Source organism: Streptomyces sp. NPDC051913, assembly GCF_044593635.1.
Classification (GTDB): domain Bacteria; phylum Actinomycetota; class Actinomycetes; order Streptomycetales; family Streptomycetaceae; genus Streptomyces.
Window position 1 is genome coordinate 95,443 of the sequence record NZ_JBIUCI010000011.1, and the last position, 25,553, is coordinate 120,995.

The window sequence follows — 25,553 nt, forward strand, 5'->3', positions numbered from 1 at the left end:
CTCACTCGCCTCCGTACCACAGGAGCAGGTTGTTGCCGACGCGGCTGTGGGCCAGGGCCGGTGCCGTGCTGGACGTCGAGTTGGGCAGCTGCTGGGCCGCCGACCAGGACGTCTTGAGCCACTCCTTCTGCGCGACGCGCAGCGAGGTGAGGAAGTTCTGTTCCCGGAAGGAGAGATGGAAGAGATTGCGGCCGGGATCGTAGGTGACGGCGGGCTGGGTGCGGGTGCGGTCGTTGGAGTACCCGGTGCCGCGCTGCACGAGCCGGTCGCCGGAGACCTCGCAGTCGAGGCTGCGGACCAGGTTCATGGAGTAGATGTCGGGCCCGGCCCAGGAGAACCCGAGCACCACCCGGTTGTCGGGGGCGGCACCGAGCGAGACCCCGGCGAGCGACTTGTAGTCGTAGCTCGTGGGCACGACGGCGGGCGTCGACCAGGTCCAGCCGTCGTCGTAGGAGACGCTGGCGCGGATCCGGCCGGTGCCGGGGTGGTCGGCGCGGTCGAAGTGCGCCCAGGCGAGCACCCAGGCGCGGCGCCCGTTGACCACGGTCGAGGCGAGCCCGGGGGTGCCGAAGGTGGTGGCGCCGGCCGGGGTGTTGGCCCAGGCCCAGCTCTGCCCCTGGTTGGTGGAGCGGACGACGCGGATGGTGCCGTTGTTGTCGTTGTGCACCCAGGCCATGAGCATCAGCCCGCCGGGCTCGTCGGCGAGGGCGGGGCCGTGCACGGAGCGCTCGCCGCCGTAGTAGACCCAGCCGTTGAAGAGGAAGTTGACGCCGTCGGTGCGCAGCCAGGTCGGGATGCGGTTCGGATGACTCCAGCCGAGCGCGTACAGCCCGCTGCCGCCGATGGAGGTGACGCCGGGCGTCAGACAGGTGCGCGCCTGGTAGTTGTTGTAGTCGGTGATCTGCGTGCCCTGCGCGAACCAGGACGCGCCTCCGTCGACGGACCGGAACTCCCGCAGCCGGTTGCGGTCGAAGTCCCGGTAGATCGCCTTGGCCTTGGCGACGTCGCCTTCCCAGGGCCCGAAGCGGTTGCTGTGGTAGCTGTAGCTGCCGAACATGACGTCGTCGGCGCTGCCGCTGTGGTCCAGCCAGTAGCAGTGGCCCAGCTCGTGCTGGAAGATGCCCTGGAGGTCGATCTGGCCGGGCTGGGCGTTGAACGGCACCAGCGGCCACGGGGTGAGGTCGGCGCCGTTCTTGCGGTGGATGACCAGACTCGCCTTGCGCCAGCTGGTGAACGTCGAGGCTACCCGCGAGGTGTCGAAGTGCCGCTCGTTCATCGACACGATGATTTCGCCGTCCTGCGGCTCGGTGCGGTCGGTGTAGTTCCAGAACTGGAAGCGGCAGTCGACCCCCGCGTTCTGCCACCTCGTGTACGCGTTGAGCACCGCGTCCGTGACCGGGCCCTGCCAGTCGTTGCTGATGCCCTGCGCGGTGAAGGACTGCCAGTTGATGAAGATCCGGGGCCGGTCCCCGGCGTTCCAATATGCCTGATCGCCCATCGCATCCCCCTGATGCCGGCGCGGAACCTTCGACGGCTCCGATGCGGGCAGCATGGCAGCGGATCAAGCACATGGGCGGACAAACGCCCTATGTGGGGACGCACCTTTCGCTTTGCCGACTTATCGGAGCATTCACAGCAGAAGAGAAGCAAAACGGAATACTCGACCCGAGCCGCACGGGCATCGCCCCCCGCATAAAAAACCAGCCAACTCCCTTTCCCCTCAGGTACGTTCGGCGCGACCAGTTGTTCGAAGAGAGGAACGCCGCTGTGCGCAAGCTCCACCGTCGAATGACGACCGCCCTCGGGGTCGCCGCGGCCTCCGCGTCGGCGCTCGCCCTGGGCATCGCCCCCGCGCAGGCCGCCGGCGAGGTCTACGAGGCCTCCAACTCCATCATCTCGTCGGACGTCACCGCGAAGACGTACTTCGCGGCCGACGGCGAGATCCTCACGGCCCTCGACATGCTGAAGGACGGCCACGGAACGGCCGCCCAGTGGCGCTACAACTCCAGCTCCTCGACCCACTCGTACTACAACGGCTCCGGCTACGCCGTCGCCCACGACTGGAATCTCTCCTTCGCCGAGGGCACCACCCTCCAGATCCGCGCCTGCCTCCAGGACGGCTCCGACGGCACGCCGTACAAGTGCGGCGGCTGGGAGTACGCCAAGGCCTGACCCCGGCCGACAAAAAGGGCGGCGCCCCCACTGGGGGCGCCGCCCTTCCGGCATCCTCGGCACAGAGGCCGTGGCGGGAATTGAACCCACGTACCTCGCTTTGCAGGCGAGTCCCTAAGCCACTCGGGCACACGGCCGTTCACCTGGTCGGGAGGGTTCGTGAACCCCGTTCCGAACTCGGTGAGATGACCGTACGGGTGGGGCGGGAAGGGGCTCAAGGGGATCGCCGGCCCTGCAATGCGACTGCCATACGCCGTTCATGAAAGCGGGCGGGCGTCTCGTGGTCGTACGACCAAGGTCTCAGCCCAAGACCACCTCCCGACAGGGGCCAAACCCCTCCACGGCCCTTACTCTGGCGACCATGACCAGCCTTGAACCGCGCGACGCCGATGTCGTGGAGACCGCCCCTGACCTGCCCGCCGATGCCGAGGAAGGGGTGCTGGGGCGGGCGTACCGGGCGCTCAGCGTCGGGATCGTGTCGGTCGTGCTGCTCATCGCCTTCGAGGCGACCGCGGTCGGCACGGCGATGCCCGTGGCGGCGCGGGAGCTGGACGGGGTGTCGCTGTACGCGTTCGCGTTCTCCGGGTACTTCACGACCTCCCTCTTCGGGATGGTGCTGTCCGGGCAGTGGTCCGACCGGCGTGGACCGCTCGGCCCGCTGACCACCGGCATCGCCTCCTTCGCGGCCGGCCTGATGCTGTCCGGGACCGCGGGGGCGATGTGGCTGTTCATCCTCGGGCGGGCGGTGCAGGGGTTCGGCGGCGGCCTGGTCATCGTCGCGCTGTACGTCGTCGTGGGGCGGGCCTACCCGGAGCGGCTGCGGCCCGCGATCATGGCCGCCTTCGCCGCGGGCTGGGTCGTACCGTCGATCGTCGGCCCGCTCGCGGCGGGCGCGGTGACCGAGCATCTCGGGTGGCGGTGGGTGTTCGTCGGGATCCCGGTGCTCGTCGTCCTCCCGCTCGCGCTCGCGCTGCCGCAGATACGGCGGCGGGCCGGCGGACCGGTCGACGACTCCGCCCGCACCGTCTCCGTCGACCGGCGCCGGATCCGCCTCGCTCTCGGCATCTCGCTGGGCGCGGGCCTGCTGCAGTACGCCGCCCAGGATCTGCGGTGGGTCTCGCTGGTCCCGGCCGTCGCGGGCGCCGCGCTGCTCGTGCCGGCCGTGCTCGGGCTGCTGCCCCGCGGTACCTACCGAGCCGTCCGCGGGCTGCCCTCCGTCGTGCTGCTGCGCGGTGTCGCCGCGGGGTCCTTCATCGCCGCGGAGTCCTTCGTGCCGCTGATGCTGGTCACTCAGCGGGGTCTTTCGCCGACGCTGGCCGGGTTCTCGCTCGCGGCGGGCGGGGTGACGTGGGCGCTGGGGTCGTGGGTGCAGTCGCGGGCGCGGGCGGAGCGGTACCGGGAGCGGCTGATGACGGCCGGGATGGTGCTGGTGGCGGCGGCGATCGCCGCCGCGCCGAGTGTGCTGATCGACTCGGTGCCGGCCTGGACGGTCGCCGTCGCGTGGGCTTTCGGGTGCTTCGGGATGGGCCTGGTGATCTCGTCCACCAGCGTGCTCCTGCTGCACCTCTCCGCCCCCGAGGAGGCCGGCACCAACTCCGCGTCCCTCCAGATCTCCGACGCGCTGGCCAACGTCGTCCTGCTGGCGGCGGGCGGCGCGGCGTTCGCCGCGCTGGGCGGCGGGACGGTGAGCCATACGGCGGCCTCCGGCGCGGGCTCGCATCCGGCGGCGTTCGCGGCGGTGTTCCTGCCGATGGCGGGGGTGGCGTTGGTGGGGGCGTGGGTGACGAGGCGGTTGCGGACGGAATCCAGGTGATGCCGGTGGTACCGAGCGCATCGCCTGGTACGCGACCTGGGTCTTCCCGCACATGAACGGACACCCCTCGACCCACCCCTCGACCCGCCCTTCGACGACTGTGACCTCGGTCCCACCCACCGGCGACCCGGCCCCGTCCGGGCGTTGACGTCGTCGGGGCGCCGGTAAGGTGACCCGGTCGTCATACGCACCGGACCCCTACGGAGACCGTGACTACCACCGCCGCCTCCACCACCTCGCACCACCTCTCGCCCGCCTTCCCCGGCCGCGCCCCCTGGGGCACCGCCAGCAAGCTGCGTGCCTGGCAGCAGGGGGCGATGGAGAAGTACGTCCAGGAGCAGCCGCGTGACTTTCTCGCCGTCGCCACGCCCGGCGCCGGCAAGACCACCTTCGCGCTGACGCTCGCCTCCTGGCTGCTGCACCACCATGTCGTGCAGCAGGTGACCGTGGTCGCGCCGACCGAGCATCTGAAGAAGCAGTGGGCCGAGGCCGCCGCGCGGATAGGGATCAAGCTGGATCCCGAGTACAGCGCGGGCCCGCTCGGCAAGGACTACCACGGTGTCGCGGTCACCTACGCCGGCGTCGGCGTCCGCCCCATGCTGCACCGCAACCGCGTCGAGCAGCGCAAGACCCTCGTGATCCTCGACGAGATCCATCACGCCGGTGACAGCAAGTCCTGGGGCGAGGCCTGCCTCGAAGCCTTCGAGCCCGCCACCCGCCGCCTCGCGCTCACCGGTACGCCCTTCCGGTCCGACACCAACCCCATCCCCTTCGTGACGTACGAGGAGGACAACGCGGGCATCCGGAGGTCGGCGGCCGACTACACCTACGGGTACGGCAACGCCCTCGCCGACCATGTCGTCCGCCCGGTCATCTTCCTGTCCTACAGCGGCAACATGCGCTGGCGCACCAAGGCGGGGGACGAGATCGCGGCCCGCCTCGGCGAGCCCATGACCAAGGACGCGATCAGCCAGGCCTGGCGTACGGCGCTCGATCCGCGCGGCGAGTGGATGCCCAGCGTGCTGCGCGCCGCCGACCAGCGGCTCACCGAGGTCAGGAAGGCCATCCCGGACGCGGGCGCGCTCGTCATCGCCTCCGACCAGGACTCCGCCCGCGCCTACGCCAAGCTGATCCGCGAGATCACGGGCGACAAGGCGACCCTCGTGCTCTCCGACGAAGCCGCCGCGTCCAAGCGCATCGACGACTTCAGCGCGAGCAACGACCGCTGGATGGTCGCCGTACGCATGGTGTCGGAAGGCGTCGACGTCCCGCGCCTCGCCGTCGGTGTGTACGCCACCACCATCTCCACGCCCCTCTTCTTCGCCCAGGCCGTCGGCCGTTTCGTCCGGTCGCGCAGGCGCGGCGAGACGGCGTCCGTCTTCCTCCCGACCGTCCCCGACCTCCTCACCTTCGCCAACGAGATGGAGGTGGAACGGGACCACGCCCTCGACAAGCCGAGGAAGGAGGGCGAGGAGGACCCGTACGCCGAGTCCGAGAAGGAGATGGAGGAGGCGAACAAGGAGCAGGACGAGGACACCGGAGAGCAGGAGCAGTTCTCCTTCGAGGCGCTGGAGTCCGAGGCCGTCTTCGACCGGGTGCTGTACGACGGTGCCGAGTTCGGTATGCAGGCCCACCCCGGGAGCGAGGAGGAGCAGGACTACCTCGGGATCCCCGGGCTCCTCGAACCCGACCAGGTGCAGCTGCTGCTCCAGAAGCGGCAGGCCCGGCAGATCGCGCACAGCCGCAAGAAGCCGGACAGCGAGGCGGACCTCCTCGAACTGCCCGCCGAGCGGCGGCCCGTCGTCTCGCACAAGGAGATGATGGAGCTGCGCAAGCAGCTCAACACCATGGTCAGCGCGTACGTCCACCAGAGCGGCAAGCCGCACGGGGTCATCCACACCGAGCTGCGCCGGCTGTGCGGTGGCCCGCCGAGCGCGGAGGCCACCGCCGGGCAGCTGCGGCAGCGCATCGCCAAGGTGCAGGAGTGGGCCACCCGGATGCGCTGAGGCCGGGGGCGCGGGGCGTGTCAGTTGCTGTGCTCGCAGGATGTTGTGCGCCGTACGTATCAGGACAAACGGAGTAGTCCGTACCGGCCACTGCCCGGATTCTGGACGGAGCCTTCCGCTCAGCGAACCGGCTTCGCTAATGTCCCGCTACGCACACGCCCCGTGGCAGCGCCGCCGCGGAGCGCAGCCGTGAAGCGACGCGGCCCGGTACGCATGCCGGGCCGCCGGCCGATCGGCGGCCTCTGACGCGCGTCACCGACGGGACTCGATGACGCATCGCCGCGGCAGGGTCGCCGACCTCACCACTTGGAGGAGTGGGCGTCGTGACCGCGGAGACCTCTCAGACGCTCGACCGAGGACTACGGGTCCTCAAGCTGCTGGCCGATACGGACCACGGGCTGACCGTCACCGAGCTATCCAACAAACTGGGCGTGAACCGGACCGTGGTGTACCGGTTGCTCGCCACCCTCGAACAGCATGCTCTCGTACGGCGTGACCTGGGCGGACGTGCCCGGGTCGGCCTCGGGGTGCTGCGCCTGGGCCGCCAGGTGCATCCGCTGGTGCGCGAGGCCGCGTTGCCGGCCCTGCGTTCCCTCGCCGAGGACATAGGGGCCACGGCCCATCTCACGCTGGTGGACGGGGCGGAGGCACTCGCCGTCGCCGTGGTCGAGCCGACGTGGACGGACTATCACGTGGCCTATCGCGCCGGGTTCCGGCATCCCCTGGACCGGGGTGCCGCCGGCCGGGCCATCCTGTCCGCGCGCACCCAGCCGCCCGCTGAACCCGGGTACACCCTCACCCACGGGGAACTGGAGGCGGGGGCCAGTGGCGCCGCCGCTCCCCTGCTCGGGGTCACGGGCGTGGAGGGCAGCGTGGGTGTGGTGATGCTGGCGGACGCGGTGCCCGAGCGGGTGGGGCCACGCGTGATGGACGCGGCACGGGAGGTGGCGGAGGCGTTGCGCTGAGGGCTCGGGCGCGGTCGCCGGGGTGGCCTTCGGTCGCCCCGGCCCGCCACCGGCTCCTGGCCGGAAGTGGTGGTCGCGTTAGATTGATCCCGTGCTCTCTCGCCTCTCGCGCCCCCAGGCCGTCGCCGTCTGCGCCCTGCCCGTCGTGGCCCTGCTCGCCACGGCGGCCTTCGCGCCGCTGCCGCTCTCGCTGACGCAGCCGGGTATGACGGCGAACGTCCTCGGCGAGAACCAGGACACCCCGGTGATCACGATCTCGGGCGCGAAGACGCGTACGACGACCGGGCAGCTGCGGATGACGACCATCGAGGCGACCAACCCCGACGCGCGCGTCTCCCTCTCGGACGTGATCGACGCGTGGTTCGCCACGGACCGGGCGGTCATGCCGCGCGACTCGGTGTATCCGAGCGGGCAGTCCACCAAGGAGATCGAGCGGCACAACACCGAGCAGATGAAGGAGTCCCAGGACGCCGCGACCGAGGCCGCGCTGAACTACCTGGACCTCTCCGACAAGAACATCAAGGTCACGCTGGAACTGGCGGACGTCGGCGGCCCCAGCGCCGGGCTCCTCTTCTCCCTCGGCATCGTCGACAAGCTGAACGGCGACGGCAGCGGCGGCGACCTCACGGGCGGCCGGGTGATCGCCGGCACCGGCACGATCGACGCCGACGGCACCGTGGGCGCGGTGGGCGGCGTCTCCCTGAAGACCCAGGCCGCGAAACGGGACGGGGCGACCGTGTTCCTCGTCCCGAAGGACGAGTGCGGCGACGCGAAGGCCGAACTCCCGAAGAACCTGCGCCTGATCCCGGTGACGACACTGAAGGGCGCGGTGAGCTCCCTGGTGGCGCTGGAATCGGGGAAGGGTTCCGTGCCCAGCTGCTAGGCGAGGGCCGGGCGGGGACTGGCGGCAAGGCGCAGCCCGACTTCCACGAGGGTCCAGCCGACACGGGTACGCAGGTCCGTCCGCGGGGGCGTCGCCTCGGCGGCGAGACGGTGGGCGTCGGCTTGGGAGCGGAGCTCGGCGGCGCGGGCTTCGTGCAGGGCGAGGTGGGTCTCGGGATGCATGGGAAGCGGCCTCTCGTCAGTCGGTGGTGATCGGGAAGGCGTGCGTGTGGATGCGCACCTGAGCCGTGCCGTCGCCCGGGGACAGGTCGCGGTAGGTGTCGATCAGGGCGTGCATCTTCTCGATGAGCTCACTGCTCTGTTCCGGTGTCAGCTTCAGCGTCGCGCTGCTGAGGTCCCAGACCCGGTTCCATGCTTCCGGCCAGGTGGCGCGGGTTCCCAGCCAGGTGGAGAGGTTCTGGATCTGGGTGGTGGCGACCTCGTGCAGGTACAGGTCGGCGGCCCCGCGGACGGCCGGGTCGCTGTCCGTGAGCAGGGAGTCGTCGAAGGACAGTCCTGTGTGGACCGCTTTCCACCAGCGTTCCCGCCCCTTGCCGCGCTCGGGGTCGTCCGCCACGAAGCCGTGGGCGGCGAGCTGGCGCAGGTGATAGCTGGTCGCCCCGCTCGACTCACCCAGCCGCTCGGCGAGTTGGGACGCTGTGGCGGGCCCCCCGAAACGCAGGGCGTCCAGCAACTGCATCCTCAGTGGATGCGCCAGCCCGCGCAGTGAACGGGCGTCCAGTGTCCGGAGGTTGGGTTCTTCGGGCATGCGTACAAAGGTAGCTATGCAAAGGTTCCTTTGCAACGACTTCTTTGTAAGTCGGAGGTCGCGTCAGCCCTCCTTCACGAAGCCCTCCGCCTTCATCCAGTCCAGCGCCACCTGGTGCGGATCCTCTCCGTCCACGTCGACCTTGGCGTTCAGTTCCTGCGCCACCGTGTTGTTCAGCCTCTTCGTGACCGGGTCGAGGATCCTCTCGATCGCCGGCCACTTCTTCAGGGCCTTGGAGTTGATCACGGGGGCGGCGTTGTAGTTGGGGAAGAACTTCTTGTCGTCCTGCATGACCTTGAGGTTCATGGACCTGATGCGGCCGTCGGTCGTGAAGACCTCGCCGTAGGTGCAACTTCCCTTCTTCACCTGGGTGTAGATGATCCCGGTGTCCATCTGCGTGATGTTCTTCGCGGGGACACTCATGCCGTACGCCTTCTCCATGCCCGGCAACCCGTCCGCGCGGTTGGCGAACTCGCTCTCCACGCACAGCGTCACCGCACCGGGGTCGGACTTCGAGAGCGCGGCGACCTCCGACAGCGTCCTCGTGCCGTACTTCTCGAAGTTGGCCGCGTTCATCGCCAGCGCGTAGGTGTTGTTCAGCGCCGCTGGAGGCAGCCATGTCAGGCCGTTCTTCAGGTCGGCCTTGCGGACCGCCTCCCACTGCGCCCGCGGGTCGGCGATCGGTTCGCTGTTGCCCTGGTACGTGATCCAGGCCGTGCCCGTGTACTCGTACATCCCGTCCGCGTCACCGGACTTGACCGCTTCCCGCGCCCCGATGGACCCCTGGATGCCGGTGCGGTCCAGTACGTCCGCGCCCGCCGCCTCGAACGCGATCCCCATGATCGCGCCCAGGATCAGTTGTTCCGTGAACTCCTTCGACGTGACCGTCAGGCTCGCGCCCTTCAGTGGCTGACCGCCGCCGATCGAGCCCGGCTTCACATCGTCGACCATGGGGGAGCCGCTGGTCAGACCGCAGGCCGAGGCCAGCACCAGCAGCCCCGCCGTCACCAGGCACGCGCGCTTCATCGCCGTACCTCCAACCCTCTTGGCCGCAGCACCAGTTCCGCCAGCGAGGCCAGCCAGTCCACCAGCAGGGCCAGCGCGACCGTGAGGATCGAGCCCAGCATCAGCACCGGCATGCGCTGGTTGGTGATGCCGGTCGTGATCAGGACGCCGAGGCCGCCGCCCCCGCCGAACGTCGCCAGCGTCGCCGTACCGACGTTCAGGACCAGGGCGGTTCGGACACCCGCCAGGATCAGCGGGACCGCGAGCGGCAACTCCACCCGCCTCAGCACGCCCAGGGGAGACATGCCGATTCCCCGCGCCGCCTCCAGCAGCGTCGGGTCGTTCGCCTTCAGGCCGGCGATGGTGTTCGACAGGACCGGGAGGACGGCGTAGATGATGATGCCGATCAGCGCCGCCTTGGTGCCCGTGCCCAGCCAGATGACCAGCAGGGCGAGAAGACCGATCGCCGGGGTCGCCTGGCCCATGTTGGCGATCGTCATCGCCACCGGGGCGGCCGGGCGGAACATCCGGCGGGTCAGCAGGATGCCCAGGGGGATCGCGATGATCAGCACGAAGAAGGTGGAGATCACCGTCAGCTTCACATGCTGCCAAAGAGCCTTGGACACCTGCCCGTTCGACAGCGCGTTCTCGGAGATCGGGTCCAGGTCCGCCTGCTGGAACCACAGCCAGGTCGCCAGCAGGATCGCCACCAGGACGGCGGGCAGGAAGGTCAGCTTCTGCCAGGTGATGCGGCGGGCCGTCGTCGCGGGCGGCGGGGGTGCCTCCTGCTCGGCCTCGCCCTCGTCGCGGAAGGCGAGGCCCTTGACGTCGTGCTCGCCGTCGGGCCGCTGCTGTACCGGGGAGCCGCTCACGCCTTCTTCTCCCCTCCGTCGCCCTCCTGTTCGGCGTGGGTCTGGGCGGCCCTGGCCTCCTCCAGTGCGTGCTGGTGCTCCATGGCCTCCAGCCGGTCCGCCTCCAGCAGTTCGTGCACGGAGTTCATCAGCGTCTCCATGTCGACCACACCCGTGTACTCACCGCGCCGCCCGGTCACCGCCACCCGCCCCGCGTTGTCCGTGAGCACGGCCTCCAGCGCGTCCCGCAGGGTCGCGTCCCGGGTGACCGTGTCGTGGACCAGCGTCCCGGCCCGCGCCAGCGAACCCTTCGCCCGCATCAGGTCGCCGCGGCGCAGCCACTTGTAGGGGCGGCCGCGTTTGTCGAGGAGCAGGATCTCGTTCGTGCCGCTGCCCCGGAGCAGGTTGAAGAACTCCTGGAGCGGGTCGTCGACGGTCACCGTGGGGTAGTCGGTGATCTCCACATCCCGTACCCGGGTCAGGTTCAGGCGTTTGAGTGCCGCGCCCGCGCCGACGAACCCCGACACGAAGTCGTCCGCCGGATTGGTGAGGATCGCCTCCGGGGTGTCGAACTGCGCGATGTGCGAGCGTTCGCGCAGCACGGCGATCCGGTCGCCCAGTTTGATCGCCTCGTCGAAGTCATGGGTGACGAACACGATCGTCTTGTGCAGCTCGTGCTGGAGCCTGATCAGCTCGTCCTGGAGATGGTCCCGGGTGATCGGGTCGACCGCGCCGAACGGCTCGTCCATCAGGAGGACCGGGGGATCGGCCGCCAACGCCCGGGCCACGCCCACGCGTTGTTGCTGGCCGCCGGAGAGCTGGCGTGGATAGCGGCCGTGGAACTCGCCGGGGTCCAGTCCGACCAGGTCGAGCAGTTCCTCGACCCGGTTGCTGATCCGGCCCTTGCCCCAGCCGATCATCTTCGGCACCAGCGCGATGTTCTGCGCGACCGTCATGTGCGGGAACAGTCCGGCCGACTGGATCGCGTAGCCGACCTTGCGGCGGAGCTTGACCGGGTCGATGTCGGTGACGTCCTCGCCGCCGATGCGGATCCGGCCGCCGGTCGGCTCGATCAGCCTGTTGATCATCTTGAGCGTCGTCGACTTACCGCAGCCGGACGGGCCGACGAAGATGACGATCTCGCCCGCCTTGATCTCCATGTTGACGTTGTCGACGGAGGGCTGCGGATTGCCGGGGTACCGCTTGGTCAGGTTCTCCAGCTCGATGGCGGCGCCGGAGGCGGCCGACGTGGATGCGGACGTCTCAGACACGGATCCCCCTGGGAATGGTCAGCCGTCCGATCAGGACGTACGCGGCGTCGAACAGCAGGGCCAGGACGATGATCCCGAGGGTGCCCGCGAGCACCTGGTTGAGCGCGTTCTTGCTGCCCAGGGAGGCGATCCCGCGGAAGATCTCGTTGCCGAGGCCGGGCCCGGAGGCGTAGGCGGCGATGGCCGCGATGCCCATCAGCATCTGCGTGGAGACCCGGATGCCGGTCAGGATCGGCGGCCAGGCCAGCGGTAGCTCGACCCGCGCGAGCCGCATCAGCCGGGACATCCCGATGCCCTTGGCCGCGTCCACCAGCGCGGGGTCGACCCCGCGCAGCCCGACGATCGCGTTGCGCACGATCGGCAGCAGCCCGTACAGGGTCAGCGCGATCACCGTGGGCGGCACACCGAGACCGACGAGCGGGATGAGCAGACCGATCATGGCCAGCGACGGGATGGTCAGAAGGGCCGAGGTGGTGATGGTCGCGAGGTTCCCGGCCCACTCGCTGCGATAGGTGACGACCCCGATCAACACCCCGATCAGCGTCGCCACGACCATGCACTGGAAGACGGCACTGGCGTGCTGGTAGGCGTCGGTGAGCAGCTGCTGATGGCGATTGCCGAGGTACTCCCAGAAGCTCACACGCCCTCACTCCATGGCAGCTAGGTCCTGTCCTCGCTTTCCGCCGCCTGTTCCACCAGCGGGATGATCCGCAGCGGAACGGGGTTCTCCATCACGATCGCCGTGGCGGCCCGGACGATCCCATCGAAACCGACAACCCGGTCGATCACCCGTTGAAGATCCGCGTTGGAGCGGGCCACCAGGCGGCACAGCATGTCCCCGGACCCCGTGGTCGTGTGGAGTTCCAGCACCTCCGGCACGGTCGCCAAGTGGGCCCGTACGTCCGGGCCTTGCCCCTGCCGGATCTGGAGCGTGGCGAACGCGGTCACCGGGTAGCCGAGGGCCGCCGGGTCCACCTCGGGACCGAATCCGCGGATGACGCCATTCGACTGAAGCCGGTCGAGCCGCGCCTGCACCGTGCCCCGGGCCACCCCCAGCCGCCGGGACATCTCCAGCACCCCGATCCGCGGCTCCCGCGCCAGCAGCACGATGATCCGTCCGTCCAGCCCGTCGATCCCCACGAGCGTCACCCTTCCCGGTGGCCATCCTGTACAGAGAACCGGCGCATACCGGCCTGCTGCTGAGCATATTGTCCGCTCATAAGCAGAACCATTGCGCATCTTGCCGAGCCGGAGAAGGCTGCTTGTATGACGCGGACCACACAGGGGACCCCTGACACCGCCCGGCGGGCCGACCCCTTCCCGGTCGAGGGAATGGACGCGGTCGTCTTCGCCGTGGGCAACGCCAGGCAGGCGGCGCACTACTACTCGACCGCCTTCGGTATGCGGCTGGTGGCCTACTCCGGGCCGGAGAACGGCAGCCGCGAGACCGCGAGCTACGTCCTGGAGAACGGCTCCGCCCGCTTCGTGTTCACCTCCGTCATCAAGCCCGCCACCACCTGGGGCCACTTCCTGGCCCGGCATGTGGCCGAGCACGGCGACGGCGTCGTCGACCTCGCCATCGAGGTCCCGGACGCCCGCCGCGCGTACGCCTACGCGACCGAGCACGGCGCGACGAGCGTCACCGAGCCCTACGAGCTGAAGGACGAGCACGGCACCGTCGTCCTGGCCGCGATCGCCACGTACGGCGAGACCCGCCACACCCTCGTCGAGCGCACGGACTACGAAGGCCCCTATCTCCCCGGCTTCGTCCCCGCGTCCCCGATCGTCGAGCCGCCCGCCCACCGCACCTTCCAGGCCATCGACCACTGCGTCGGCAACGTCGAGCTCGGCCGGATGGACGAATGGGTCGGCTTCTACAACAAGGTCATGGCCTTCACGAACATGAAGGAGTTCGTGGGCGACGACATCGCCACCGAGTACAGCGCGCTGATGTCCAAGGTCGTCGCCGACGGCACCCTCAAGATCAAGTTCCCGATCAACGAGCCCGCCATCGCCAGGAAGAAGTCCCAGATCGACGAGTACCTGGAGTTCTACGGCGGCGCGGGCGTCCAGCACATCGCGCTGAACACCGGTGACATCGTCGAGACCGTACGGACCATGCGGGCGGCCGGAGTGCAGTTCCTCGACACCCCGGACTCGTACTACGACACCCTCGGCGAGTGGGCCGGCGACACCAGGGTCCCCGTCGGGACCCTGCGCGAACTGAGGATCCTCGCCGACCGCGACGAGGACGGTTATCTGCTGCAGATCTTCACCAAGCCGGTCCAGGACCGGCCGACCGTGTTCTTCGAGATCATCGAGCGGCACGGCTCGATGGGCTTCGGCAAGGGCAACTTCAAGGCCCTCTTCGAGGCGATCGAGCGGGAGCAGGCGCGCCGCGGGAATCTGTGACAGCGGCGGGAATCCGTGACGGTCGCGGAAACCTGTGAATGTGGCGTGAATCGACAAGCGCTTTCGCAGAACCTTGAAACCGGTGAACGGAAGTTGACACTCTCTGGACCTGAGGGCGCCATCAGGGCGTTCGCAGGAGCCCGGGAGCACCACCGTGACCGACCGCATCGACCTCGACGTATCGGCGAAGCGCCGGCTGAAGGAGAAGGCACTGCACGAGGGGACGGTCCTCCAGTCCTTCGCCTTCGACGAGGTGCACCAGCACCTCTACGTCCTCCAGGTACGCCGCGGCGGCATCGGCGCCGGCAACCTCTGCCTCAACCAGCTGGACCACGAAGGCACGTTGCTCGGCCACATGAACCTCCAGGGCTTCGGGCACGGCGTCAGCATGGGCGTGCAGAACGCCGCCGACGGCAAGGTGTGGATATGGACCGAGGCCGAGGCGAAGGGCGGTTACGGCCAGGCCGTCACCCGCTTCCAGTTCGCCGCCGGAGCCACCCGGACCGTCGCGGACGTCAAGACCCGTAAGCCGATACCGGGTTCCACCAACAACCAGCCCACCGTCTGCATGGCCAGCGAGCGCATAGCCGTCCGCTACCGCCGCAAGGGCAAGCCGCGGTACCGCGTCTGGGACCTCGACGCCTTCGTGAACCGGAACTACGACCACCCGATCGCCGACATCGCCCAGCCCGACCCGCACCCCGACACCAAGATCCCCTTCCAGGGGTACGCCCTGCACGGTGACCACCTCTACCAACTCGCCGGCACCGCCTACGACCCCGACACCAACCCGCCCGCCGAGTCCGGCAACGCCTACCTCTCCTGCGTCGACCTGACCACCGGCGAGCTGGTCCAGCGGATGCGCACCGTGGCCGGCCGCTCCCTCACCTACCGGGAGCCGGAGGGCCTCGCCGTCCGCCACAGGACCAAGAAGGGCCTCTACCTGGGCCTCGCCTCGGGCGCGGCCGGAGCCCGCAGGTTCTCCCTGTACGCCAAGCCGCTGTCGTAGCCGAGCCGCGGCCGCGATACGGCCGTAGGCTGGCCCCATGGCGAGGATCAACGACGTGGGCGGCACCCAGGGCTTCGGCGCGATCGACACCGCCGACGACACCGAACCCTTCCACGCGGACTGGGAGGCCCGGGTCGTCGGTCTCTTCAACACCCTGCGCGCCCAAGGGGTGTTCAACACCAACGAGTTCCGGGACGCCATCGAGTCGATGCCGCCCGCCGAGTACCTGGCGGCCTCGTATTACGAACGCTGGTTCACCGCGATCGTCTCCCTCCTGGAGGCCAAGGGCGTCCTGGAACCAGGTGAGCTGGATGACTGACGGCGACCGCTTCCCGCCCGGCACCCGCGTCCGCACCTTCCCCCACGACCCGCCGCACCACACCCGCCTGCCGCGCTACGCCCGCGGCAAGCACGGTGTGGTCGTCGAGCCCGAGGGACCCGCGGAACTGGCCGACCTCAGCGCGCAGGGCCGCGGGGACGCGCCGGTCGAGCAGATCTACGCGGTCCGCTTCGCGGCCCGGGACCTGTGGGGCGAGGGCGACCATCACGTCGTACTGGACCTGTGGGAAAGCTACTTGGAGTCGTACGAAGAGGAGACAGTCCGTGACAGGTGAGCACGCCGACGCGACGACCGCCCGGCGGGTGCGGCGGCTGGAGACCCTGCTGGAGGAGAAGGGGCTGATCACCGGGGAACGGGTGGACGAGGCCATCGACGCCTTCCTCGCGTCCTCGTCCCCGGCCAACGGCGCCCGGGTGGTCGCCCGCGCCTGGACCGACGACGCCTTCAGGTCCCGGCTGCTCGCGGACGGCACCGCCGCGGTGCGGGAACTCGGCTACCTGGAGGGCTCGTACCAGCGCCTGCGCGTCGTCGAGAACACCGCGACGACCCACAACGTCATCGTCTGCACCCTCTGCTCCTGCTACCCGCTCCGCCTCCTCGGCCCGTCCCCCAGCTGGTACAAGTCGGAGGCGTACCGCTCCCGCGTGGTGCGTGAACCCCGCTCCGTGCTGCGGGAGTTCGGACTGGAGCTGCCCGACACCGTCGACATCACGGTGTGGGACTCCAGCGCCGAGACCCGCTACCTGGTCCTGCCGCGCAGGCCGGACGGGACCGAGGACCTCGGGGAGGAGGAGCTCACGGCACTCGTCACCCGCAACGCGCTCATCGGAACGGCCGCCGTCTGATCACCGTTTCCCCGCCTTCGCGTCCATCACCGGCACGTCCTCGACCGGCGGCTCCGACCCGAGCGCCGTCAACGCCTCCCGGGCGACGGGCACCTGGAGCGGGGAGAAGTACGGGTTGATGCGCAGCGCCTCCTGGAGATGCCGCCGCGCGGGGGCGAACTTCTCCAACTCCCGCTCGATCATGCCCCGGTGATAGGCGTACAGCGCACTGCGTACGCCACCCCCGTGCACCTTGTCCGTCGCCCGCACCGCGTACCGCAGCGCCTCCTCGTCCTCCCCGGCCCGGTGCAGCGCCCACCCCAGCGCGTCGGCCACCGCGATGCCTGGCTGGCGCCGCCACTCCGCCCGCAACCGCCCTACCGCCGAGGTGGGATCACCGTGGTCGGCCTCGAACACACCGAGCACCAGCTCCTGGTCGGCCCCGCCCGCGGCAGCGCCCCGCACCCGCGCCCGCAGCAGGTCGTACTGCACCTGCGCCGCCTGCCGCAGCCCCAGCGACTCGTACAACTCGCCCAGCTCCAAGGCGTATTGCGGGTCCGGCTGGTGGGTGAGCGCCACCTGGTACGCGCTCAGCGCCTCCGAGGTCCGGCCCAGCGCGGCCAGCGCCCGCGCCTGCCCGGCCTGCGCGGCCCGCTGGTCCGGGTCGGTCCGCACCGCCTCCTGGAAGTTCCGCAGCGCGACCTCCCGCTCCCCGCGCTCCCAGGCCAGCTGCCCCACCCGTTCCAGATACGCAGCCCGCTCGGCCGGCGCCTGTGCGCCCGCCGCCGCGTCGGAGAGCTGCGCCATCGCGTCCTCGCGCCAGCCGCGGTCCCGGTAGACGGCCCCGGCCCGCGCCAGCACGTCCGGCCCCGACCGCAGCTTCTGCAACCGCTCCAGGGCCCGCCCGGCCGCCTTCCAGTCACCGAGGCCGGTACAGGCGTCGATCAGCAGCGGATATGTCGTCCAGCGCTTCGCGTCCAGCTTCTGCGCGGCCTCGGCCCACGTCCGCGCCGCCCGGAAGTCCCGCCGCGCGTTCGCCAGCGCGGCCATCCCGTCGAGGGCGGCGGCGCTCTTCTCGACCTTCAGCGAGGTCCGCAGCGCCCGGTCGGCCTTCGGGTAGTACGCGGCCTCCGCCGTCCGCCGCCCCTGCTCCACGTACGCCGCCCCGAGCACCGCCCACGACTCGGCGTCCCGCGGGTTCCTCCGCAGATGCGTCTCCCGCTCACCGATCAGCGCCGCGAGATCCGGCAGCGCGGCCGGCACCCCCGCCGACACCGCCGTCAACGCCTGCGCACCCGCCGCCGGCGGTGCGGGCGCCCGTGTGGCGGGGGACTGCCAGGGCAGCACCATCAGCGTCCCGCCGAGCACCAGACACCCGGTGAGGGCGGCGATCAGGGCCCGCCGACCGGCGCGACCCTCGTGAGAGGCCTCGTCTTGGTTCTCCATGGCGCTCACTGTGCGTCAATACGACGACCACACCCCCGTATGCGAAGGCCTGCGCGGACGGGGTTCACACCGATGGCCCCGGGTGCGACGCTGTGATCATGAGCCGTATCGAAGCGCCCCGCGACGAGGAGACAGGCAACCTGGTCGACCGGCTGCTGGCCGGTCTGCCCGCCGAGGCCGTCCTGACCGACCCCGACGTCACGGCCTCCTACGCCAACGACATGGCCAGCTTCTGCCCGGCCGGCGCCCCCGCCGTCGTCGTCCTGCCGCGGACCGTCGAACAGGTCCAGCACGTCATGCGCGTCGCCACGGAACTGCGCGTCCCGGTCGTCCCGCAGGGCGCCCGCACCGGCCTGTCCGGCGGCGCCAACGCCACCGACGACTGCATCGTGCTGTCCCTGACGAAGATGGACCGCATCCTGGAGATCAACCCGGTCGACCGCATCGCCGTCGTCGAACCGGGCGTCATCAACGCCACCCTCTCCCGCGCGGTCAACGAACACGGCCTCTACTACCCGCCGGACCCCTCCAGCTGGGAGATGTGCACCATCGGCGGCAACATCGGCACCGCCTCGGGCGGCCTGTGCTGCGTGAAGTACGGGGTGACGGCCGAGTACGTCCTCGGACTCGACGTCGTCCTCGCCGACGGCCGTCTGCTGTCCACCGGCAGGCGCACCGCCAAGGGCGTCGCCGGATACGACCTCACCCGCCTCTTCGTCGGCTCCGAGGGCTCGCTCGGCATCGTCGTCAAGGCCACCCTCGCCCTGCGCCCGCAGCCGCCGCAGCAGCTGGTGCTGGCCGCCGAGTTCGCGTCGGCCGCCGCGGCCTGCGAAGCCGTGTGCCGGATCATGGAGGGCGGCCACGTCCCCTCCCTCCTCGAACTGATGGACCGGACGACCGTCAAGGCCGTCAACGCCATCGCCGGCATGGGGCTCCCGGAGACCACCGAGGCCCTGCTGCTCGCCGCCTTCGACACCCCGGACCCCGCCGCCGACCTCGCCGCCGTCGGCGCCCTGTGCGAGACCGCCGGCGCCACCCAGGTCGTCCCCGCCGACGACGCCGCCGAGTCCGAGCTCCTCCTGCACGCCCGGCGGCTCTCGCTGACCGCGCTGGAGGCGGTGCGTGGCGTGACGATGATCGACGACGTGTGCGTACCCCGGTCGAGGCTCGGCGACCTGATCGAGGGCGTCGAGCGGATCGCCGACAAGCACCAGCTCACCATCGGCGTCGTCGCCCATGCCGGCGACGGCAACACCCACCCCACCGTCTGCTTCGACGCCGCCGACCCCGACGAGTCCCGGCGCGCCCGCGAGTCCTTCGACGAGATCATGGCCCTCGGCCTGGAACTCGGCGGCACGATCACCGGCGAGCACGGCGTGGGTGTCCTGAAGAAGGAGTGGCTGGCGCGCGAGATCGGCCCCGTCGGGGTGGAACTGCAACGGCAGATCAAGCAGGTCTTCGATCCCCTGGGCCTCCTGAACCCGGGCAAGCTCTTCTGATCCCTTTCCGGCTCGCCTCACTGGGCGAGCAACTGGTCGAGCGCGTCGTCGATCCCCAGCTGCTCGCCCTCAGTCCCCGGGGGCACCACCCGCAGCGTCCGCTCCAGCCAGGCGGACACCTGGGCGGACGGCGCCTGGAGGAGGGCGTCTCCGTCGGGTGAACTCAGCGCCATCAGAACGACGCTGCGCCCCTCCGACTTCGTCGGCCACACCCGCACATCGCCGTGCCCGCACGGCCGGAACACCCCCTCCACCAGCAGGTCCCGGGAGAACGTCCAGTTCACCGGGTGCGCGGAGTTGATGTGGAAGGTGACGTGGACGGCATAGGGGTCGTCGGTGCGGTAGCTCAGCCGGGCCGGGACCGGGATGCTGCGCTCCGGCGACAGGATGAGCTTGAGCTCCAGTTCGCGTTCCACCACGGTGTAGTGCATGTCGTACGGTCCTCTCCGCTCGCGCGCGCCCTGTGGTGGGCCCGCAGAAGTGGAGAGCGGGGTGGGCCCGCGAGCATTACGCGGGTTCGGGAAACTTTTTTTCCGGACGTCTCGAACGTGTGGGTCCGGTGGGACTGGCGGTGGGGGGTTGCGCGGGTCTGATAGATGTGGAGCCCCCCATATTCACCCCCGAGCAGATACGGGACGACGGACATGAGCGCCCCAACCCCGGCCCCCGGTGACGACAGGCCCCGCGAGGGCTATTACCCGGACCCGTCCATCCCCGGCTACGTCCGCTACTGGAACGGTGCCGCCTGGGTACCGGGCACGAGTCGCCCGGCCCCGTCGGACGGCGCCCCGCCGGCGCCCCCGGGTTCGGGTACGGCCGCCGCGGTGCCGTCGGTGGAGGAGACGGGCCCGCACTTCTTCGACGAGGACCCGTCCCCGGCGGACGCCCAGCACGGCAGCCGTCCCGAGCCCGCGTCCGCGTGGGGTGCGGACCGGGGTCAGCAGTCCGGGTTCGGCGGCGACCAGGACCGCCGTGTCTCCTGGGGAGCGGCGGCCGGCACGGACCCCCGCGTCCCCTCCGAGACCGCCAGCACGGACGGCACGGCCACGATCCCGCCCACCCAGGGCGCCGGTGACGTCCCGTCGGGCAACACGTTCGTCTTCCGCAGGCCCACGACGGGACAGCCGGGTGGCGCGGGTCAGGGGGCCGCTGGGCCGGGCGGCGCGGGCGCGGGTGCGTCCGGTGGCCCCGCCTTCGGCCCGCCCGGCGCCGCCGGCTCCGGTTCGTCCGGCCCGGCCTTCGGCGCCCCGGCAGCCTCCGCTCCAAGTACCGGTGGCCCCGCGGGCGGTGGCGTTCCCGGGAGCCCGGCCGGCTCCGCTCCTCCCGGCGTCCCCGCCCCCGGTGGCCCCGTGGGTGACGAGGGCACCATGACCTTCCGGGCCGTCTCCCCGCGCACGGCCCAGCAGGGTGGGGCGCAGGGAGGGGGCACGGGCGGCGCACACCCGGCCGACGCGGCAGCGGGCAACTTCGGCGCACCGTCCGCCACCGGCCCGGGCCACTCCGGCCCCGCGGGCACCGGCGGCCCCGCCTTCACCGGCCCATCCGCCCCGGGCGGTCCGGCCTCCGGCACCCCGGGCGCAGTTGCTCCCGGCTCAGCCGCCGCGGGCACCGGCGGCCCCGGCTTCGGCGCGGGCAAGGCCGCCGCCGAGCGAGCCGCGGCCGCGCAGGCCCAGACCGGCGCCCCCGCTCAAGCCACCGCCGCGCCCACCGCTCTCTCCGGCCCCCAGCAGGCCGGCCCGGCCGCCGCCCCCGCCACGCCCTCCGTCCCGCAGCAGCCCACCCCGGCCTCCGCCTCCGCCTCCGGCGGTGCCACCCCCATGACGAGCGGTCCCGGTGGTGGGCAGCCCTCCTGGGCGCAGCAGGTGCACCGGCTCGCGGGCGCGTCCGGCGAGGACCAGCCCGTCGTGCCCTGGAAGCCGCCGGTCGACGACATCTTCCAGGCCGCCGCCCGGCGTCAGGCCTCCGCCCGCCCCGCGGGCCTCGGCAAGCGGCTGGCGGCACGGCTGCTGGACACGGTCGTGCTGCTCGGCGTCACCGCCGCGGCGGCGGTACCGCTCGGCACCAGGGCGCTCGACCACGTCGACGAGAAGATCGACGCGGCCAAGCTCAGCGGCGAGACCGTCACCGTCTGGCTGCTGGACGGCACGACGTCCACCTACCTCGGCGGCGTCCTCGCCGTCCTCCTCGTCTTCGGCGTCCTCTACGAGGCGCTGCCCACCGCCAAGTGGGGCCGCACCCTCGGCAAGCGGCTGCTCGGTCTGGAGGTGCGGGACATCGAGGGCGGCGAGCCGCCGTCCTTCGGCGCGGCCCTGCGCCGCTGGCTGGTCTACAGCGTCCCCGGCCTGCTCGTGATCGGTCTCGTGGGCGTCGTATGGGGCCTGTTCGACAAGCCGTGGCGCCAGTGCTGGCACGACAAGGCGGCCCACACGTTCGTAGCCGGATAGCCCCGTAGCGCGGGCGGAGCGGCGATTGCGTACTCCGGACGGCCGCTCGCCGGATGCGGAGCCGGGGGGTTCGCGGTCGACTCGGGCCATGAGCAGCGAACCGCCCCCCGGCTCCGGTCAGCAGCCGCCGGAAGACGACCCGTTCAGGAAGCAGCCGCCGCCGTCGGGCGACTCCGGTTCGCCGTACGGCAGTCAGCCCCCGCCGGAGGCGGGAGACCCGTACGGCGGCAGCCCCTACGGCGGCGGTGACCCCTACGGCGGTGGCGGCTACGGCGCCGGCGGCTACGGCGCCGGCGGCTACCCCTCCGACCCGCTGGCCGGGATGCCCCCGCTCGCCGACAGCGGTCGGCGCACGCTCGCCCGCATCATCGACCTCATTCTCGTCGGGATCGTCGTCGCCCTGCTCACCTGGGGTTTCGGGGTCAACGAATATGACGTGAACGCCGACAAGGTCGAGTACGGCAAGTCCTTCGCGCAGTCACTGGTCGCCGCCCTGCTCTACATCGGCTACGACACCTTCATGATCACCAAGTCGGGGCAGACGCTCGGCAAGAAGTGGCTGAAGATGCGGGTGGCCAACCTCGACAACGGCTCCACGCCCTCCGTGCAGACCGCGCTGGTCCGCTCCCTGGTGCTCTGGATCCCGTTCGCGTTCTGCTGCGCCTGTGTCTGGACCGCGATCTCGGGCGGCTGGAGCTTCTTCGACAAGCCCTACAAGCAGGGCCTGCACGACAAGGCGGCGAAGACGGTGGTGGTCAGCACCGGCTGACGCACCACCGTACGCGGGTCCAGGTCCAGGGTCAGGCGGCCTTCTGGGAGCTCGTGGCCACGACGGCCACGGGCTCCTCGGCCGTCACCGGGGCCGCGGCGGCGACCTCGGCGGGCTTCCGCAGCGCGATCACCCGCGACTTGGGCATCGGCACCGTCATGGCGACGAGGAGCCCGAGCGCGAGTGCCGCGACGGCGATCACGGCGATCCCGATCCCCGAACTCGTCTGTGACAGCAGCAGCATGGCGAGCGTCGAGAAGAGCACGGTGAACGAGCCGTAGGCGAGCTGTGCGGCAGTCGGACGAGGCATGGCAATCGTGTCCTCGGAAGTGGGGGTCCACGGGGGTGTCGGCCTGGCTTTCCGCCGAATTTCGAACGTTCCGCCGGTCGACTCTATTCGCGTGCATGCCCGAGCGGAACGAACAGTAAGCGTGACCTAACCAACAGTACCGGTGCACGGGGGGCGCACGGATTCATACCGTCCACGAAGTGGACGCGGTCGAGCGCCGGTCGACCACCGCCCGAGGTGTTCGTAAAGCGAACGTCAACTCCGCATAGCGCACTTGTTCTGTTCAGGTCAAGGTCTGTCTTTTCTTCTGAACCTCTAGTCAAATGACGTCACTTGACTACACGCGTTGATCACGCGCGCGCGGACCATCCACGATCAGGACCCCTCCTGCCTCCGCGCGCCCGAACGCGGGGGAGGACCTCAAGTGACCAGTAGATCCTGGACGTTCAGAGCGGCGGCGACCACCGTCGCATTGGCCGCCGCGACCGCGACGTTCTCCACGTTCGCCGTCGCCGAGGCCGGCACCGCCGCGCCTCAGTCGGCCGCCTCGAACCGGACCGACCCTCAGCCGGCGAAGGCCGCACAGGAGCACGACTTCGACGGCCCGCTCTCCAAGACCCAGGAGGCGCAGCGGGAAGAGGCGCTGAAGCAGGTCATATCCGGCGACGCCAAGGTGACGGAGCGGGACGGCTCGAAGGTCGTCGCGCTCAAGAGCCGCAAGGGCGACAGCAAGTACGTCGAACTGGGCCGGGAGCGCACCGACAAGATCTTCACGATCCTCGTCGAGTTCGGCGACCAGACCGATCCCCGTTACGGCGGCACGGCCGGCCCCGCCCACAACGAGATAGCCCAGCCCGACCGCGCCCAGGACAACTCCACGGCGTGGCAGGCGGACTACAACACGGCCCACTACAAGGACCTCTACTTCGGCGACGGCACCGCGTCGATGAAGACCTACTACGAGAAGCAGTCCTCGGGCCGCTACTCGGTCGAGGGCGAGGTCACCGACTGGGTCAAGGTCCCCTACAACGAGGCCCGTTACGGCTCCAACTCCTGTGACACCTGCGCCTGGAACGCGGTCCAGGACGGCGTCACGGCGTGGGTCGCCCAGCAGAAGGCGGCGGGGCGCACCGAGGCCGAGATCAAGGCGGACATCGCCGAGTTCGACCAGTGGGACCGCTACGACTTCGACGGCGACGGCGACTTCAACGAGTCCGACGGCTACATCGACCACTTCCAGATCGTGCACGCCGGTGAGGACGAGTCCGCGGGCGGCGGCGCGCAGGGCGAGGACGCCATCTGGGCGCACCGCTGGTACGCGTTCGGCACCGACGCGGGCGCGAGCGGCCCGTCGGGCAACCTGCTCGGCGGCACCCAGATCGGCGACACCGGCATCTGGGTCGGCGACTACACCATCCAGCCGGAGAACGGCGGACTCGGTGTCTTCGCCCACGAGTACGGCCACGACCTGGGCCTCCCGGACCACTACGACACGTCCGGCGGTGGCGAGAACTCCACCGGCTTCTGGACCCTGATGTCGTCCGGTTCCTGGCTCGGCACCGGCAAGGACACCATCGGTGACCTGCCCGGCGACATGACCGCCTGGGACAAGCTCCAGCTGGGCTGGCTCGACTACGGCGTGGCGAAGGCCGCGACCAGGTCGAAGCACAAGCTGGGCATCGCCGAGTACAACACCAAGAACAAGCAGGGTCTGGTCGTCGAACTGCCCAAGAAGGCGGTCACCACCGAGATCGTGACCCCGGCCCAGGGCGCCACCCAGTGGTGGAGCGGCAGCGGCAACAACCTCAACAACACGCTGGCCCGTTCCGTGGACCTCACCGGCAAGTCGGCGGCGACGCTGACCCTGGACGGCTGGTGGGACACCGAGGCCGACTACGACAACGTGTACGCCGAGGTCTCCACCGACGCCGGCGCCACCTTCAAGCCGATCGACGGCACCGCGGACGGCGTGGCCCTGCCGCGTGACGCCAGCGGCCAGCCCGTGCTGACCGGTTCCTCGGAGACGTACAAGAAGCTGTCGTTCCCGCTGGACGCCTACGCCGGCCAGAAGATCGAGGTGCGCTTCCGCTACTCGTCGGACGGCGGCGTGGCCGGCAAGGGCTTCGCGGCCGACCGGATCTCCGTGACCGCCGACGGCACCGTCCTGTTCGCGGACGACGCCGAGAGCGCGGACGCGGCCTGGACGGCGAAGGGCTTCTCCCGGGTGGGCGGGTCCTTCAGCAAGGACTACGCGCAGTACTACATCGCGGAGAACCGCCAGTACGTGTCGTACGACAGGACGTTGAAGGTCGGCCCGTACAACTTCGGCTTCTCCACGACCCGTCCGAGCTGGGTCGAGCACTACCCGTACCAGAACGGCCTGTTGATCTGGAAGTGGGACACCTCCCAGGCGGACAACAACACCAGCGCCCACCCCGGCACCGGTCTCGTCCTGCCGATCGACTCGCACCCGAAGGCCCTGAAGTGGTCCGACGGCACGGCGATGCGCAGCCGCGTCCAGGCCTACGACTCGCCGTTCAGCCTCTACCGCACGGACGGCATCACGCTGCACAACGCGGACGTCGCGACGCGGATCCCGTCGTCGAAGGGCGTGCCGGTCTTCAACGACCACACCAGCACGTACTACGACGCCGCCACCCCGTTCGCGGGTGTCCAGGTCACTGACACCAACACCAAGATCAAGATCGTCAAGGAGGCCAAGAACGGCTCCACGATCTCCATCGAGGTCGGCCCTGCGGTGAAGTAGTTCGCATTTTCGCAGGTCAG

General features: G+C 70.4%; 25 protein-coding genes and 1 tRNA gene. 14 read left to right on the plus strand and 12 right to left on the minus strand.

The window, feature by feature from the left end:
* Position 1 precedes the first annotated feature (1 nt).
* Positions 2-1,498 (minus strand): matrixin family metalloprotease, encoded by a 1,497-nt coding sequence (locus tag ACIHIX_RS30175; RefSeq protein ID WP_399961608.1) that lies wholly within the window; start codon positions 1,496-1,498, stop codon positions 2-4.
* Positions 1,499-1,788: 290 nt separating this feature from the next.
* On the opposite strand from ACIHIX_RS30175, the gene ACIHIX_RS30180 reads away from it, so the two are divergent.
* The gene (locus ACIHIX_RS30180) at positions 1,789-2,172 is read left to right on the plus strand and encodes a hypothetical protein (RefSeq protein WP_399961609.1); all 384 of its coding nucleotides are present in this window, start codon (positions 1,789-1,791) and stop codon (positions 2,170-2,172) included.
* 65 nt (positions 2,173-2,237) lie between these two features.
* Here the strand turns inward: ACIHIX_RS30180 and ACIHIX_RS30185 are convergent.
* A tRNA-Cys gene (locus ACIHIX_RS30185) sits at positions 2,238-2,309 on the minus strand.
* A gap of 224 nt (positions 2,310-2,533) precedes the next feature.
* Here ACIHIX_RS30185 and ACIHIX_RS30190 point away from each other — a divergent pair.
* From ACIHIX_RS30190 to ACIHIX_RS30205, 4 genes are all read left to right on the plus strand, one after another.
* The gene (locus tag ACIHIX_RS30190) at positions 2,534-3,985 is read left to right on the plus strand and encodes an MFS transporter (RefSeq protein ID WP_399961611.1); all 1,452 of its coding nucleotides are present in this window, start codon (positions 2,534-2,536) and stop codon (positions 3,983-3,985) included.
* 209 nt (positions 3,986-4,194) lie between these two features.
* Positions 4,195-5,991 carry a DEAD/DEAH box helicase gene (locus ACIHIX_RS30195; RefSeq protein WP_399961613.1) on the plus strand — a complete coding sequence of 599 codons (1,797 nt, stop codon included), beginning with the start codon at positions 4,195-4,197 and terminating at the stop codon, positions 5,989-5,991.
* Positions 5,992-6,314: 323 nt separating this feature from the next.
* On the plus strand, positions 6,315-6,956 hold the full coding sequence (locus ACIHIX_RS30200) for a helix-turn-helix domain-containing protein (protein ID WP_329338629.1): 642 nt from the start codon (positions 6,315-6,317) through the stop codon (positions 6,954-6,956).
* Between the two features lie 91 nt (positions 6,957-7,047).
* Positions 7,048-7,839 carry a S16 family serine protease gene (locus ACIHIX_RS30205; protein ID WP_399961615.1) on the plus strand — a complete coding sequence of 264 codons (792 nt, stop codon included), beginning with the start codon at positions 7,048-7,050 and terminating at the stop codon, positions 7,837-7,839.
* Here ACIHIX_RS30205 and ACIHIX_RS30210 read toward each other — a convergent pair.
* From ACIHIX_RS30210 to ACIHIX_RS30240, 7 genes are all read right to left on the minus strand, one after another.
* Entirely contained in the window at positions 7,836-8,021 is a 186-nt protein-coding gene (locus ACIHIX_RS30210) for a hypothetical protein (RefSeq protein WP_399961617.1), read from the minus strand. The genes ACIHIX_RS30205 and ACIHIX_RS30210 overlap by 4 nt on opposite strands.
* Before the next feature lie 16 nt (positions 8,022-8,037).
* The gene (locus tag ACIHIX_RS30215; RefSeq protein ID WP_399961619.1) at positions 8,038-8,607 is read right to left on the minus strand and encodes an ArsR/SmtB family transcription factor; all 570 of its coding nucleotides are present in this window, start codon (positions 8,605-8,607) and stop codon (positions 8,038-8,040) included.
* Between the two features lie 63 nt (positions 8,608-8,670).
* The gene (locus ACIHIX_RS30220) at positions 8,671-9,633 is read right to left on the minus strand and encodes a glycine betaine ABC transporter substrate-binding protein (protein ID WP_399961621.1); all 963 of its coding nucleotides are present in this window, start codon (positions 9,631-9,633) and stop codon (positions 8,671-8,673) included.
* A complete protein-coding gene (locus ACIHIX_RS30225; RefSeq protein WP_399961623.1) occupies positions 9,630-10,484 on the minus strand; it encodes an ABC transporter permease in 855 nt (284 codons plus the stop codon). Before ACIHIX_RS30225 ends, ACIHIX_RS30220 begins: the two co-directional genes overlap by 4 nt.
* Positions 10,481-11,734 carry a betaine/proline/choline family ABC transporter ATP-binding protein gene (locus ACIHIX_RS30230; RefSeq protein WP_399961625.1) on the minus strand — a complete coding sequence of 418 codons (1,254 nt, stop codon included), beginning with the start codon at positions 11,732-11,734 and terminating at the stop codon, positions 10,481-10,483. The genes ACIHIX_RS30225 and ACIHIX_RS30230 overlap by 4 nt, the downstream gene beginning before the upstream one ends.
* Positions 11,727-12,374: an ABC transporter permease gene (locus ACIHIX_RS30235; RefSeq protein ID WP_399961627.1), complete on the minus strand. Its 648-nt coding sequence runs from the start codon at positions 12,372-12,374 to the stop codon at positions 11,727-11,729. The genes ACIHIX_RS30230 and ACIHIX_RS30235 overlap by 8 nt, the downstream gene beginning before the upstream one ends.
* Positions 12,375-12,394: 20 nt before the next feature.
* Positions 12,395-12,874: an Lrp/AsnC family transcriptional regulator gene (locus ACIHIX_RS30240; protein ID WP_399961629.1), complete on the minus strand. Its 480-nt coding sequence runs from the start codon at positions 12,872-12,874 to the stop codon at positions 12,395-12,397.
* Between the two features lie 126 nt (positions 12,875-13,000).
* Here ACIHIX_RS30240 and hppD point away from each other — a divergent pair, with 126 nt between their 5' ends.
* From hppD to nthA, 5 genes are all read left to right on the plus strand, one after another.
* Positions 13,001-14,146 carry a 4-hydroxyphenylpyruvate dioxygenase gene (gene hppD / locus ACIHIX_RS30245; protein ID WP_399961631.1) on the plus strand — a complete coding sequence of 382 codons (1,146 nt, stop codon included), beginning with the start codon at positions 13,001-13,003 and terminating at the stop codon, positions 14,144-14,146.
* A 154-nt stretch (positions 14,147-14,300) separates the two neighbouring features.
* The gene (locus ACIHIX_RS30250; RefSeq protein ID WP_399961633.1) at positions 14,301-15,155 is read left to right on the plus strand and encodes a Teichoic acid biosynthesis protein C (Precursor); all 855 of its coding nucleotides are present in this window, start codon (positions 14,301-14,303) and stop codon (positions 15,153-15,155) included.
* Between the two features lie 37 nt (positions 15,156-15,192).
* A complete protein-coding gene (locus ACIHIX_RS30255) occupies positions 15,193-15,474 on the plus strand; it encodes a hypothetical protein (RefSeq protein WP_399961635.1) in 282 nt (93 codons plus the stop codon).
* The gene (locus tag ACIHIX_RS30260; protein WP_399961637.1) at positions 15,467-15,769 is read left to right on the plus strand and encodes an SH3-like domain-containing protein; all 303 of its coding nucleotides are present in this window, start codon (positions 15,467-15,469) and stop codon (positions 15,767-15,769) included. Before ACIHIX_RS30255 ends, ACIHIX_RS30260 begins: the two co-directional genes overlap by 8 nt.
* On the plus strand, positions 15,759-16,340 hold the full coding sequence (gene nthA / locus ACIHIX_RS30265; protein WP_399961639.1) for a nitrile hydratase subunit alpha: 582 nt from the start codon (positions 15,759-15,761) through the stop codon (positions 16,338-16,340). The genes ACIHIX_RS30260 and nthA overlap by 11 nt, the downstream gene beginning before the upstream one ends.
* Here nthA and ACIHIX_RS30270 read toward each other — a convergent pair whose 3' ends face one another.
* Entirely contained in the window at positions 16,341-17,765 is a 1,425-nt protein-coding gene (locus tag ACIHIX_RS30270) for a tetratricopeptide repeat protein (RefSeq protein WP_399961641.1), read from the minus strand. It lies immediately after the preceding gene.
* Positions 17,766-17,857: 92 nt separating this feature from the next.
* On the opposite strand from ACIHIX_RS30270, the gene ACIHIX_RS30275 reads away from it, so the two are divergent.
* Positions 17,858-19,264 (plus strand): FAD-binding oxidoreductase, encoded by a 1,407-nt coding sequence (locus tag ACIHIX_RS30275; protein ID WP_399961643.1) that lies wholly within the window; start codon positions 17,858-17,860, stop codon positions 19,262-19,264.
* Positions 19,265-19,281: 17 nt separating this feature from the next.
* On the opposite strand, the gene ACIHIX_RS30280 is transcribed toward ACIHIX_RS30275, so the two are convergent.
* Positions 19,282-19,695, minus strand: coding sequence for an SsgA family sporulation/cell division regulator (locus tag ACIHIX_RS30280; RefSeq protein ID WP_399961645.1), 414 nt, complete (start codon positions 19,693-19,695; stop codon positions 19,282-19,284).
* Positions 19,696-19,908: 213 nt separating this feature from the next.
* On the opposite strand from ACIHIX_RS30280, the gene ACIHIX_RS30285 reads away from it, so the two are divergent.
* Together ACIHIX_RS30285 and ACIHIX_RS30290 are read left to right on the plus strand one after the other, a co-directional pair.
* Positions 19,909-21,708, plus strand: a complete 1,800-nt coding sequence (locus ACIHIX_RS30285) for an RDD family protein (RefSeq protein WP_399961647.1) — start codon at positions 19,909-19,911, stop codon at positions 21,706-21,708.
* An 88-nt stretch (positions 21,709-21,796) separates the two neighbouring features.
* The gene (locus tag ACIHIX_RS30290) at positions 21,797-22,477 is read left to right on the plus strand and encodes an RDD family protein (RefSeq protein ID WP_399961649.1); all 681 of its coding nucleotides are present in this window, start codon (positions 21,797-21,799) and stop codon (positions 22,475-22,477) included.
* Between the two features lie 31 nt (positions 22,478-22,508).
* Here the strand turns inward: ACIHIX_RS30290 and ACIHIX_RS30295 are convergent, their stop codons facing one another.
* Positions 22,509-22,787: a hypothetical protein gene (locus ACIHIX_RS30295; RefSeq protein ID WP_399961651.1), complete on the minus strand. Its 279-nt coding sequence runs from the start codon at positions 22,785-22,787 to the stop codon at positions 22,509-22,511.
* A gap of 403 nt (positions 22,788-23,190) precedes the next feature.
* Between ACIHIX_RS30295 and ACIHIX_RS30300 the strand changes: the two genes are divergently transcribed.
* Positions 23,191-25,533, plus strand: coding sequence for an immune inhibitor A domain-containing protein (locus ACIHIX_RS30300; protein WP_399961652.1), 2,343 nt, complete (start codon positions 23,191-23,193; stop codon positions 25,531-25,533).
* The last annotated feature ends 20 nt before the right edge of the window (positions 25,534-25,553 follow it).